Here is a 12,401-nt window from a genome sequence, read left to right on the forward strand (position 1 = left end):
CCGGCCGTCACGGAGTTTCCCGATGTCCGCTTCCCCCCGCGTCCCCTATGCCCGCCTGGCCGCCGACGCCTTCAAGGGCCTGCTGGCCACCAGCAAGGCCGTGCATGACAGTTCGATCGACCCCACCCTGATGGAGCTGGTGTTCCTGCGCGTGTCGCAGATCAACGGCTGCGGCTACTGCATGGACATGCACGGCACCGCGCTGCGCAAGGGCGGGATCGAGCCGCGCAAGCTGGACACCCTGCCGGCCTGGCATGAGAGCCGGTTCTTCGACGAGCGCGAAAAGGCCGCCCTGGGCTGGGCCGAGGCCCTGACCCGGCTGAGCACGGCGGCACCGTCGGACGCGGCCTTCGACGCGCTGGCGCCGCATTTCGATGAAAAGGGCATCAGCGACCTGAGCATGGGCATCGCGGTGATCAATGCCTGGAACCGGCTTGGCGCGGGGTTGCTGCCGCCGCTGCCGTAAAGGGTGGGTGACCAAAACCCTCTCGAACCGATCGACCCGTCGTAGTGCCGGCCGCCGGCCGGCTCCAGGCGATGGCCAGCAGCATGGGGAGCCGGCCGGCGGCCGGCACTACGCGTCGACGGGGGCCGGTGCACAATGGCCCGCATGCCTCCTGCGCCTCCCCAGAAAAACCCCAGCCTGCGCGAACGCTTCAAGGCGATGCGCAACCTGCCCCCGTTCCTGCGCCAGGTCTGGCAGACAAGTCCGGCGCTGGCCACGGCCAGCCTGGGCCTGCGCGTCATCCGCGCGCTGCTGCCGGTGGCGATGCTGTACGTGGGCAAGCTCATCATCGATGCCGCGCTGCTGCTCAGCCGTCACGAGGCCGGTTTCCCGCCCTTCGGTGAGGCCCTCTCCAGCGGGCTGCTCAATCCGCTGCTGAGCCTGCTGGCGCTCGAATTCGGCCTGGCGATCGCCTCGGACCTGCTCGGCCGCATCGTCAGTTACGCCGATGCGCTGCTCTCGGAGCTGTTCACCAACGTCACCAGCGTGCGGCTGATGGAACACGCCGCCGAGCTGGACCTGGAGGACTTCGAGGACCCGGACCTGCAGGACAAGCTGGACCGCGCCCGACGCCAGACCATGGGCCGGATGAGCCTGATGAGCCAGCTGTTCGGCCAGGTGCAGGACCTGATCACGGTGGCCAGCCTGGCGGTCGGCCTGCTGATGTACGCGCCATGGCTGATCCTGCTGCTGGCGGTGGCGCTGGTGCCGGCCTTCATCGGCGAGTCGCACTTCAACGCGGCCGGTTACAGCCTGAACTTCCAGTGGACCCCCGAGCGCCGCCAGCTCGACTACCTGCGCCAGATCGGCGCCAGCGTGGAAACGGCCAAGGAAGTGAAGATCTTCAACCTGCACCGGTTCCTGATCGACCGCTACCGGTTCCTTGCCGAGAAGTTCTTCCTCGCCAACCGTGCCCTCGCCCGCCGCCGCGCGTTCTGGGGCACGCTGCTGGCCGGACTGGGCACGCTGGGCTACTACACCGCCTATGCCTACATCGCCTGGCGCACCGTGCGCGGCGACTTTTCGATCGGCGACCTGACCTTCCTGGCCGGCAGCTTCCTGCGCCTGCGACAGCTGCTGGAAGGCCTGCTGATCGGGTTCTCCCAGGTGGCCAGCCAGGCGCTGTACCTGGACGACCTGTACTCATTCTTCGAGATCGAGCCGGAAATCCATTCGCGCGCCGACGCGGTGCCGGTGCCGCAGCCGATCACCCGGGGCTTCGTGTTCGAGAACGTGGGGTTCCGCTATCCGGATGCCGAGGCGTGGGCGGTGCGCCACCTGGATTTCGAGCTGCGCGCCGGCGAAGTATTGGCCCTGGTCGGCGAGAACGGCGCCGGCAAGACCACCCTGGTGAAGCTGCTGGCGCGGCTGTACGACCCCGACGAGGGCCGCATCCTGCTCGATGGGCGCGACCTGCGCGAGTACGACCTGGACGACCTGCGCGCCAACATGGGGGTGATCTTCCAGGACTTCGTGCGCTACAACCTGACCGCCGGCGAGAACATCGGGGTGGGCCTGGTCGAGGCGATGACCGACGACGCGCGCATCCGCGACGCGGCGCGGCGCGGCATGGCCGACGAGGTGATCGAGGGACTGCCACAGGGCTACGAGCAGCTGATCGGGCGCCGGTTCAAGCAGGGCGTGGACCTGTCCGGCGGGCAGTGGCAGAAGATCGCCATCGCGCGCGCGTACATGCGCGACGCGCAGGTGATGATCCTGGACGAACCCACCGCCGCGCTGGACGCGCGCGCCGAGTTCGAGGTGTTCCAGCGCTTCAAGGAGCTGTCCGACAACCGCACGGCGGTGTTGATCTCGCACCGGTTCTCGTCGGTGCGCATGGCCGACCGGATCCTGGTGCTGGCCGAGGGCCGATTGGAGGCCAGCGGCACCCATGCCGAGCTGATGGCGCAGGGTGGACGGTATGCGGAGTTGTTCGAATTGCAGGCGGCGGGATACCGCTGAATGGGGTTCAATGAGAATTTATCTCATTTGGGCTAGAATACCCCCGACAACACAGATCAGACCCCACCCCCATGTCTTCCGCTTTTGGTGCCGAAACGGTGCTTGAAGTCCGTCACTGGACGGACGCCTACTTCAGCTTCACCACCACCCGCGACAGCGGTTTCCGCTTCGAGAATGGCCAGTTCGTCATGATCGGGCTGGAAACCGAGGCGCGGCCGCTGCTGCGTGCGTATTCGATCGCCAGCGCCAACTGGGAAGAGAACCTGGAGTTCTTCAGCATCAAGGTGCAGGACGGTCCGCTGACCTCGCGCCTGCAGCACATCAAGCCGGGCGACAAGGTGCTGGTCGGCAAGAAGCCCACCGGCACGCTGCTGATCAGCGACCTGCACCCCGGCAAGCACCTGTACCTGCTGGGCACCGGCACCGGCCTGGCGCCGTGGCTGTCGGTGATCAAGGACCCGGAAACCTACGAGCGCTTCGACAAGGTGATCCTCACCCATGGCGTGCGCTTCGAGAAGGACCTGGCCTATCGCGAGCTGTTCGAGAAGGAACTGCGCGAGCACGAGTTCCTGGGCGAGATGATCGGCGACAAGCTGCTGTATTACCCGGCCGTCACCCGTGAGCCGTTCCCGAACCAGGGCCGCCTGACCTCGCTGATGGAAAGCGGCGAGATGCAGCGCACCCTGGGCCTGCCGGAACTGAACCCGGAAAACGACCGCGCGATGATCTGCGGCAGCCCGCAGATGCTGGCCGACCTGCGCCACGTGCTGGACGCCCGCGGTTTCCAGACCTCGCCGCGCATCGGCACGCCGGGACATTACGTGTTCGAGCGCGCGTTTGTAGAGAAATAACCGGCGCCGGGTGATCCGCGAGGGACACGCATGGCGTGTCACTACGCGTAGAGACACGCCATGCGTGTCCCGCGCAGACCCCGCCGCCCCAGCGTAGAGACACGCCATGCGTGTCCCGCGCAGACCCCGCCGCCCCAGCATAGAAACACGCCATGCGTGTCCCACGTTCACCCCAACGCAGCCTCCACGTCTCCGCGCAGGTTTTCCGGCTTATCCGTGGGCGCATACCGCTCGAGCACCCGACCATCGCGGCCGATCAGGAACTTGCTGAAGTTCCACTTGATCGCGCTCAAGCCGAGCAGGCCGGTTTTCTCCTTTTTGAGCCACGTCCACAGCGGGTGTGCGCCGTCGCCGTTGACCTCGATCTTCTCCGACAGCGGGAAGTCCACCGCGTAGGTCAGCGAGCAGAAATTCCGGATCTCGTCGGCGTTGCCCGGCTCCTGGTGCCCGAACTGGTCGCACGGGAAGCCGATCACCACCAGGCCGCGTTCGCGGTACTCCTTCCACAGGGTCTCCAGGCCTTCGTACTGCGGCGTGAAGCCGCACTTGCTGGCCACGTTCACCAGCAGCAGGGCCTTGCCCCGGTACTGCTCCAGCGGCTGCGGCTGGCCGTCCAGGTCCACGAACGAGAAATCGAATGCGGTGGTCATGGTCGTGCTCCGGAGTGGGGATAGGGTGATTGTAGGCCGCAGCCACGCAGGGCGTGGCTCTACCGGTTCGAAACCCTCGCCTACACATGCCTTTCGACACAAGCCCGGGGCCATCACCCCGGGTTAACCTCGGGCACTTGTCTGACCGGAGATTTCCCCTTGACCACCCGTCTTGCCCTCGCTGTCGCCGTGACCCTCGGCCTTGCCCTGCCCGCCTATTCCGCCGTTGCCGCCACCCCGGCCGCCAACGCCGCCCAGCAGGCCAACCCGTTCTTCGCCGACAGCCCGCTGCCGCTGCACTACCCGCAGTTCGACAAGATCAAGGACAGCGACTTCGCTCCCGCCTTCGACGCCGGCATGGCCCAGCAGCTGAAGGAAGTGGAGGCCATCGCCAACAACAAGGCCAAGCCGACCTTCGAAAACACCCTCATCGCCCTGGAAAAGAGCGGTGACACCCTGGACCGCGCCACCACCGTGTTCTTCAGCCTGGTCGGTGCCGATACCAACGACACCCGCAAGAAGCTGCAGGCCGACTACTCGGCCAAGTTCGCCGCGCACAGCGATGCGATCGCGCTGAACGGCAAGCTGTTCGACCGCATCCAGGCCCTGTATGACACCCGCACCCAGCTCGGCCTGGACGCCGAAGGCGTGCGCCTGGTCGAGAAGTACTACGAAAGCTACGTCCGCGCCGGCGCCAAGCTCAACGAAGCCGACAAGACCAAGCTCAAGGCGATGAACGCCGAGCTGGCCAGCCTGGGCACCAAGTTCAGCCAGAACGTGCAGAACGAAGTGAATGCCTCGGCCGTGACCGTGGACGACGTCAAGCTGCTGGACGGCCTGTCGGACGAGCAGATCGCCGCCGCCTCCGAAGCCGCCAAGGCGCGCAAGCTCGACGGCAAGTACGTCATCGCGCTGCTCAACACCACCGGCCAGCCGCCGCTGACCAACCTGACCAACCGCGACCTTCGCAAGAAGATCTACGACGCCTCGGTCACCCGTGGCAGCCGCGGTGGCGAGTTCGACAACACCGCGCTGGTCGCGCGCATCATGCAGCTGCGTGCCGACAAGGCCAAGCTGATGGGCTTCGAGAACTTCGCGGCCTACAACCTGACCAACCAGACCGCCAAGACCCCGGAAGCGGTCAACGCCATGCTGGGCCAGCTGGCCCCGGCCGCGGTGGCCAACGCCAAGCGCGAAGCCGCCGACCTGCAGGCGATGATCGACAAGGAACAGAAGGCCGCGGGCAAGCCGACCTTCCAGCTCGAAGCATGGGACTGGGCCTACTACAGCGAGAAGGTGCGCCAGGCCAAGTACAACTTCGACGAGTCCCAGCTCAAGCCGTACTTCGAGCTGAAGAACGTGCTGGAAAACGGCGTGTTCTTCGCCGCCAACCAGGAATACGGCCTGAGCTTCAAGCAGCGCACCGACCTGCCGGTCTACCACGACGACGTGACCGTGTACGACGTGTTCGACGCCGACGGCAGCCAGCTGGCGATCTTCATCTTCGACCCGTACGCGCGCGCCTCCAAGCGTGGCGGTGCGTGGATGAACTCCTACGTTTCGCAGTCGGCGCTGACCGGTTTCAAGCCGGTGGTGGCCAACCACCTCAACATTCCCAAGCCGCCGGCCGGCCAGCCGACCCTGCTGACCTGGGATGAAGTGACCACCACCTTCCACGAATTCGGCCACGCCCTGCACGGCATGTTCTCGAACGTGAAGTACCCGTACTTCTCGGGCACCTCGGTGCCGCGCGACTTCGTCGAGTTCCCCTCGCAGGTCAACGAGATGTGGGCCGACAACCCGCTGATCCTGAAGAACTACGCCAAGGACCACCGCAACGGCACCGCGATGCCGCAGGCACTGCTGGACAAGGTGCTGGCCGCGTCGAAGTTCAACCAGGGCTTTGCCACCACCGAATACCTGGGTGCGGCCATGCTCGACCAGCGCTGGCACCAGATCGGTCCGGACCAGGTGCCGGCAGCCAAGGACGTGATGGCCTTCGAGCGCGCCGCGCTGGAGAAGGACGGCATCTACTACGCGCCGGTTCCGCCGCGCTACAAGACCCCGTACTTCAGCCACATCATGGGCGGCTACTCGGCGGGTTACTACGCCTACATCTGGTCGGAAGTGCTGGATGCCAACACCCAGAAGTGGTTCCGCGAGAACGGCGGCCTGAGCCGCAAGAACGGCGACCATTTCCGCCAGACCCTGCTGTCCAAGGGCGGCAGCGTGGACGCGATGCAGCTGTTCCAGGACTTCGCCGGTCATGCGCCGGAGATCGGTCCGCTGCTGGAAAAGCGTGGCCTGACCCAGCCGTAATCGGCCAGGGAGTCGCGACATGAAAACCGCCCGGCACTGCCGGGCGGTTTTTTTTCGAACGCAGCACAGTGGGTCGGGGACACGCATGGCGTGTCGCTACGCGGCGCAGCGTAGTGACACGCCATGCGTGTCATCGCGGTGCCAGATATCCTCCCGGAACCCCACCAGGCGACAACACCAGCTGCCACAACTGCGCATGCCGGCAGCGGAAGCTCGCCATCGATCCGGCCAGATAGAACCGCCACATCCGCTTGAACCGTTCGTCATAACGCTGCGGATCCAGCCGCCCCCACGCCGCCTCCACGTTCGCCCGCCACGCCTGCAGGGTGCGGTCGTAATCCGGCCCGAAGCTGTGCCAGTCCTCCAGCACGAACAACCCCTCGAACGCGGCGGTGATCTGCGCGGCCGACGGCAGCATCGAATTGGGAAAGATGTAGCGTGCGATCCACGGGTCGGTACGGTGCCGCGATATGTTGCTGCCGATGCTGTGCAACAGGAACAACCCGTCCGCCTTCAGGCATCGCCGCGCCATCTCGAAGTAACCGCGGTAGTTCTTGTCGCCCACGTGTTCGAACATGCCCACCGACAGGATCGCATCGAAATGCTCCTCCACGTCGTGGTAATCCTGCAGGCGGATCTCGATCGGCAGGCCGGCGCACAGCTCGCGCGCGAACTCGGCTTGTTCCTGCGAAATGGTGATGCCCACGCCGGACACCCCGTAGCGCTCGGCCGCGAACTTCAGCGCCTCACCCCAGCCGCAGCCGATGTCGAGCACGCGCTGGCCCGGGCGCAGGCCAAGCTTGCGGCAGATCAGGTCGAGCTTGGCCTCCTGCGCTGCATCGAGGTCGCGTGCCTGGGCCCAGTACCCGCAGCTGTAGACCATGCGCCTGCCCAGCATGGCGTGGTACAGGTCGTTGCCCAGGTCGTAATGGCGACGGCCCACTTCCAGGCCGCCGCCGCCGGCCTGCAGGTTGAACAGGCGGGCCTTCAGCCCATCGGCCAGCTCGCGCCAGCCGTGCACGCGTTCGTCCACGTGCGCCTGCATCAGGTGCAGCAGGAACCCGTCCAGCGAGGCGGCGTCCCACTGCCCGTCCATGTAGCTCTCGCCCAGGCCGAGCGACCCCTGCGCGATGACCCGGGCGTAGAAGTGCGGGTCGTGGACCTGGATGTCGTGCGGACGCCCGCCGTCAACGGTGACGTCCGCCTCGTGCAGCAACTCGATTACCCGCCGTTGCAGCCCCCCGTCCATGTCGCCGCCCCGTCAGCCCTTGGCGAACAGGCCGGCGTAGGCCGGCGCCACGTGCGGCACCAGCACGGCGGCCGGCACATCCACCGTCTGCGTGCCGTCCGAGTACGGCCCCACCTGGTACGGCGGGAACACGAACCGCACCGCAGTGATCAGGCCGTTGGGGTCGGTGATCGGCTGGAACTGGCTGAAGTTGTCGGCGCTGGCGCCGGTGCCGTCGGCAATCATCCGGCTGGCGCTGCGCAGCGCTTCCTGCTGCTGGCCCGGCTCCATGTCGTCGCTGCTCAGCCGGGTCGCCACGCGCTCGCGCAGCTGGTCGGCCACGTAATCGCTGACCGCGCCCCAGCCTTTGGTATCCGGAATCAGCTTCTCGGCGGTAAGCATCTGCTGCTGTTCGGGCAGCCACACGAAGCGCGCCACCAGCGGCTCGCCGTGGGCGCCGCCGGTGTAGCGGCTGCCATCGGCGCTGATCACCACCATCTGCTGCGTTTCCAGCAGTTTCTCGAAACTCAGCGACAGCTCGTACGGCATGGTCGGCTTGTCGTTGCCCAGCCCGTCCACCGCCTGCTGCAGCTCGCCGCGCGCGGCGGTGGCGTAGTCCGACAGCGCCTTGGCCAGGCCCGGGTAGCGGTTCACGTCCGGCGGGTAGCTGATGCCAACCACGGCCTGCGGCGTGTTTTCGATGACGTCGCGCAGTTCCAGCGGTGCGTCGACGGTCGCCTGCGGAGCGGTGGTGTCCGGCTGCGTGGTGGCCGGGCCTTCGGTCGGCGCGGCGGTGGTGTCCGGCTCGCGCTTGCAGCCGGCCAGCAGCACCAGCCCCACGGCCAACGCCAGCGCACCGGTACGCAGCGCGCGGCGGTTTCCTGCGATGTTCATTGCAATCCCCTCGTTGAATCCCGTCATGATGTTCCTTCTTCCGTGAAAGGCGCCTGTTTTTTCAGGGCGCGAGCAGATCCTGGTACTCGGTGTGCCGTTCGAAAAAGCTCTCTGCGTAAGCGCAGGCGGGCACGACCTTGAGTTTGTTGTCGCGGGCATAGCGCAGGGCGACCTTGGTCAGCTCACCGGCGATCCCCCTTCCGCCGATCGCCTCAGGCACCTCGGTGTGGGTGATGACCATCCGCTTGCGCTTGATCTGGTAGTCCAGCAGGGCCAGATGGCCCTGGACGCGGGCCTGGAACCGGTGCAGGACCGGATCGTGCTCCACTTCGTACGCCAATCCGGGCGGGGTGACCGAAGCCATGGGCGGTGTCTCCTGCGGCGACTGTCGCGATAGTGCGCAGCGTGGCGCCATGATCGCGTGAAGCCTGAACAGGGGCAACAGGCGACGTAACGGGTCACATCTGGCCCTAAAGCTCGGCTGACTCAAGCCGATATAGGGATCGGACAGGGCGCAAAAGCTGGCACGGCTTTTGCGACTCCTGCCTGCCCCATCCGTGTCCCAAGGAGCGTTACATGGACAATGCACCCGATGTTGCCCTGCCCGGCGATGCCGACAGCTCGCTGCTGGAAGGCCTGTTCCAGCTGGCCCTGAACGGCCAGACCAACGGGTCGGACTTCGACCTGATCGACCACGAGGTCTACACCCGCCTGCTCAGCGCCTACGGCGTCGACCAGCGCTTCGCCGCGTGATCAGCCGCCCAGGCTGAAGCGCGGGTTGCTCAACTCGGCCAGGAAGTGCCCGAAGATCTCCGGGCGCATGGCCAGCATGAAGATCACGCCGAACGCGGCACCGGCCAGGTGCGCGCTGTGGTTGATGCGGTCCCCGCCCCGGCGGTCCATCCAGATGCTGTAGCCGACGTAGAACGCGGCGAAGACGATCGCCGGGGCCGGGATGAAGAACACGAAAATTTTGCTCCACGGGCTGAGCAGGACGAAGGCAAACAAAACCGCCGACACCGCGCCCGAGGCGCCCAGGCTCATGTAGTTGGGGTTCTTCTGGTTCTTCAGGTAGCTGGGCAGGATCGACACCACGAGCGCCGCCAGGTAGAACGCCGGGTAGGTCAGGTAACTGCCAGTCAGGCCCACCATCACTGTTTCGATCTGGCCGCCGAAGAAGAACAGCGTGACCATGTTGAAGATCAGGTGCATCCAGTCGGCATGGATGAACCCATAGGTCACCAGGCGGTCGTACTGGCGCTTGCGGTCCACCGCCGGCGGCCACAGGATGAGGCGGTCGGCCAGCGCGCGGTTGTTGAACGCCATCCACGAAACCAGGGCGGTGATGGCGATCAGCAGCAGATTGACGGGGGTCATGTCGGTACTCAGGCAGCGCGGTAGTTGTCGACCATACGATAGCGCTTGGCATACCAACCGAAGGCCAACGCCGCGACGAACGCGAAGCCGGCGAAGAAGAACATCAGGAACGCGGCCTCGCTGAGCCCGGTACTGGCGATCTGGTGGGTCACCGTTTCATTGCGCACGGCGGCATTGGACAGCAGCACCCACAGGTTGCCGATGGTGGTGGTCAGGTTCCAGAAGCTCATCACCACGCCCTTCATCGCCTGCGGCGCCTGGCTGTAGGCGAACTCCAGGCCGGTGGCCGAGACCAGCACCTCACCGAAGGTCAGCAGTGCGTACGGCAGCATCTGCCAGAAGATCGACATGACGTTGCCGCCGTCCATCATCACCTGGATGCCGCCGACCACGATCCAGGCCAGGCCGCTGAAGGCAATGCCGGCGGTCATGCGGCGCAGCGCGGTCGGCTCGAAGCCGAAGCGGCGCAGTGCCGGGTACAGCACCAGGTTGTTGAACGGAATCAGGATCATCACCAGCAGCGGGTTCAGTGCCTGCATCTGCGAGGCGGTGAACCAGGACGGCATGGCCATCTGCTGGCCCTGCAACACCCAGGTGGACGCCTTCTGGTCGAACAGCGAGAAGAACGGGGTGGTCAGCGCGAAGATCACCAGCACGCGCAGCACCGAACGCACGCCTTCCACGGCTTCCGCCGGGTGCACCGCGCGGGCCCGGTCGAGCTGGATCCAGGTGCCGCCGCCCACGCCGGCCAGCACCAGCACCAGCGCGATGCACAGGCAGATCACGATGCCGAGGCTGCCGACCAGGCCCATCGAGGCCACCGCCAGCACCGCGCCGAGGATCGCCAGGGTGCGGCCCGGACGGCCCTTGCCCGGCACCTGCGCCGACAGCGCGGTGCGCACCACGTTGCCGAACGAATGCGGGTCCTTCGGCGGCAGCGGCACCAGCACGTAGCGCTTGCGGCCCAGCCAGAACACGAAGGTGGCCACGAACATCAGGATGCCCGGGATGCCGAACGCCCACTGCGGACCGAGGTTCTTCAGCGCCAGCGGGATCAGCAGCGAGGCGAACAGCGAGCCGAAGTTGATGATCCAGTAGAACGCGTCGAACACGATCTTGGCCAGGTGCTTGTTGCTCTGGTCGAACTGGTCGCCCATGAACGAGGCCACCAGCGGCTTGATTCCGCCGGCGCCCAGCGCGATCAGGCCCAGGCCGAAGAAGAAGCCTTCGCGGCTGTTCTCGAACAGCGCCAGGCAGGCGTGGCCGGCGCAGTAGATCAGGCTGAACCACAGAATGGTGTGGTACTTGCCGAAGAACTTGTCGGCCAGCCAGCCGCCGAGCAGCGGGAAGAAGTACACGCCGATCATGAAGCTGTGCATGATGTCCTTGGCCTCGCCGGCCCGGCCATCGGCGGTGATCTCCTGCAGCAGCAGCGAGGTGATCAGGAACTGCACCAGGATGTTGCGCATCCCGTAGAAACTGAACCGTTCGCAGGCCTCGTTGCCGATGATGTACGGAATCTGGCGCGGCATCTTGCCCGTGCCAACGCTGGCGGCTGCGGTCGTGCTCATGCTATGGGGCTGTCCTGCGGCTTCAAAGGGCGCAAGGTTACCGGAAGGTCCCCGGCCGCGCACGCTGCGGCCGAACGTGACATTTGACGGAAGTCACGGCACGTCCACGGCTCAAGCGTAAACTTATCGTTATGCGCCTCCTCCCCACGGTTGTCGCAGGACACTGGCACGGCTGGCTCCTGCTCCTGATGTTGACCACCCCCGTCCTGTCGGCCGACGCCCGCCAGGGCGAGCCTGCGCCGCGCCTGCTGAAGATCGCCACGCTGGAGCTGCCGGTGGGCGACGACAGCGAGTGGGAACAGCGCCGGGACCAGCTGCTGCAGGTGCTGGAGGGGCTGCAGCCGGACGTGATCGCGGTGCAGCGGGTGCAGCAGTCGCAGGGCCGCAACCCGGCCTGCTGGCTGGCGACCCGGCTGCGCTACAGCTGCGACTTCGTCACCGCCGACCCGCCCAGCCAGCGCCTGCGCCATGGCAGCGCCATGCTCAGCCGGCTGCCGGTGTCCGAGGACGGGGTCACGCTGCTGCATCCGCCGGGCCAGTTCAGCGCCGCCGGCATGCTGCGGGTGAAGCTGCAGGAAGAGCTGGTCAACATCTACGTGGCGCGGCTGCGCCCGGACCCGGACGAAGCCACGGTGCGCCAGCACCAGACCAGCGACCTGATGACCTGGATCGGCGCCACGTCCGATGGGTTGCCGTCGCTGATCGCGGGGGATTTCTCCGCCGACACCGAAGAACTGGTCAGCAGTTCGCCGGGCTTCCAGCCGGCGCGCAAGAATCCCGGTGAGCGGGTCGACCCGCCCTCGCTGGTCGGGGTAGCCGGCGGGCACGGCCTGGACGTGTTGTTCCAGGTGTCCCACTTCGCCAGCCAGGGCCTGCAGCCGGTCAAGCTGCCCGCACCGGAAGGGTCCGAAGGCGGTGGCAGCATCCGCTTGGGGATCATCGCAACGCTGCGCCTGCAGGACGTAACCGCAACACGCTGATTTCGGGACCGCATCACGCGTAGTGCCGGCCGCTGGCCGGCTCCACGCGATGTTTGGTACCACG

12 protein-coding genes are annotated in these 12,401 nt (G+C 66.3%); 6 read left to right on the forward strand and 6 right to left on the reverse strand.

All coding sequences use genetic code 11. From position 1 onward, the window contains the following. Positions 1-22 precede the first annotated feature (22 nt). The 3 genes from HGB51_RS03920 to HGB51_RS03930 all read left to right on the forward strand — a co-directional run bounded on the left by HGB51_RS03920 (position 23) and on the right by HGB51_RS03930 (position 3,318). Entirely contained in the window at positions 23-466 is a 444-nt protein-coding gene (locus tag HGB51_RS03920) for a carboxymuconolactone decarboxylase family protein (protein ID WP_070208496.1), read from the forward strand. 135 nt (positions 467-601) lie between these two features. Further along, on the forward strand, positions 602-2,467 hold the full coding sequence (locus HGB51_RS03925; protein ID WP_070208497.1) for an ABC transporter ATP-binding protein: 1,866 nt from the start codon (positions 602-604) through the stop codon (positions 2,465-2,467). Positions 2,468-2,538: 71 nt separating this feature from the next. Continuing rightward, positions 2,539-3,318 (forward strand): ferredoxin--NADP reductase, encoded by a 780-nt coding sequence (locus HGB51_RS03930; protein WP_070208498.1) that lies wholly within the window; start codon positions 2,539-2,541, stop codon positions 3,316-3,318. A 167-nt stretch (positions 3,319-3,485) separates the two neighbouring features. Here the strand turns inward: HGB51_RS03930 and HGB51_RS03935 are convergent, their stop codons facing one another. Further along, the gene (locus HGB51_RS03935; RefSeq protein WP_070208499.1) at positions 3,486-3,968 is read right to left on the reverse strand and encodes a glutathione peroxidase; all 483 of its coding nucleotides are present in this window, start codon (positions 3,966-3,968) and stop codon (positions 3,486-3,488) included. A gap of 159 nt (positions 3,969-4,127) precedes the next feature. Here HGB51_RS03935 and HGB51_RS03940 point away from each other — a divergent pair, with 159 nt between their 5' ends. After that, the gene (locus HGB51_RS03940) at positions 4,128-6,287 is read left to right on the forward strand and encodes a M3 family metallopeptidase (protein ID WP_070208500.1); all 2,160 of its coding nucleotides are present in this window, start codon (positions 4,128-4,130) and stop codon (positions 6,285-6,287) included. A 130-nt stretch (positions 6,288-6,417) separates the two neighbouring features. On the opposite strand, the gene cfa is transcribed toward HGB51_RS03940, so the two are convergent. From cfa to HGB51_RS03955, 3 genes are all read right to left on the reverse strand, one after another. Then, positions 6,418-7,536 carry a cyclopropane fatty acyl phospholipid synthase gene (gene cfa, locus HGB51_RS03945; protein WP_070208501.1) on the reverse strand — a complete coding sequence of 373 codons (1,119 nt, stop codon included), beginning with the start codon at positions 7,534-7,536 and terminating at the stop codon, positions 6,418-6,420. Positions 7,537-7,548: 12 nt separating this feature from the next. Then, positions 7,549-8,409 carry a DUF3298 and DUF4163 domain-containing protein gene (locus tag HGB51_RS03950; protein WP_070208502.1) on the reverse strand — a complete coding sequence of 287 codons (861 nt, stop codon included), beginning with the start codon at positions 8,407-8,409 and terminating at the stop codon, positions 7,549-7,551. Positions 8,410-8,470: 61 nt separating this feature from the next. After that, positions 8,471-8,773 (reverse strand): GNAT family N-acetyltransferase, encoded by a 303-nt coding sequence (locus HGB51_RS03955; protein ID WP_070208503.1) that lies wholly within the window; start codon positions 8,771-8,773, stop codon positions 8,471-8,473. A 212-nt stretch (positions 8,774-8,985) separates the two neighbouring features. Between HGB51_RS03955 and HGB51_RS03960 the strand changes: the two genes are divergently transcribed. Further along, complete coding sequence (locus tag HGB51_RS03960; protein WP_171966728.1) at positions 8,986-9,162, forward strand: hypothetical protein; 177 nt, start codon at positions 8,986-8,988, stop codon at positions 9,160-9,162. On the opposite strand, the gene HGB51_RS03965 is transcribed toward HGB51_RS03960, so the two are convergent. Together HGB51_RS03965 and HGB51_RS03970 are read right to left on the reverse strand one after the other, a co-directional pair. Further along, positions 9,163-9,786 carry a rhomboid family intramembrane serine protease gene (locus HGB51_RS03965; RefSeq protein WP_070208504.1) on the reverse strand — a complete coding sequence of 208 codons (624 nt, stop codon included), beginning with the start codon at positions 9,784-9,786 and terminating at the stop codon, positions 9,163-9,165. It lies immediately after the preceding gene. Positions 9,787-9,794: 8 nt separating this feature from the next. Beyond that, entirely contained in the window at positions 9,795-11,357 is a 1,563-nt protein-coding gene (locus HGB51_RS03970; RefSeq protein WP_070208505.1) for a POT-type proton-dependent oligopeptide transporter, read from the reverse strand. 188 nt (positions 11,358-11,545) lie between these two features. Between HGB51_RS03970 and HGB51_RS03975 the strand changes: the two genes are divergently transcribed. Further along, the gene (locus tag HGB51_RS03975; RefSeq protein WP_070208506.1) at positions 11,546-12,337 is read left to right on the forward strand and encodes an endonuclease/exonuclease/phosphatase family protein; all 792 of its coding nucleotides are present in this window, start codon (positions 11,546-11,548) and stop codon (positions 12,335-12,337) included. Positions 12,338-12,401: the final 64 nt, after the last annotated feature.

The organism is Stenotrophomonas bentonitica (assembly GCF_013185915.1).
GTDB classification, from domain to species: domain Bacteria; phylum Pseudomonadota; class Gammaproteobacteria; order Xanthomonadales; family Xanthomonadaceae; genus Stenotrophomonas; species Stenotrophomonas bentonitica.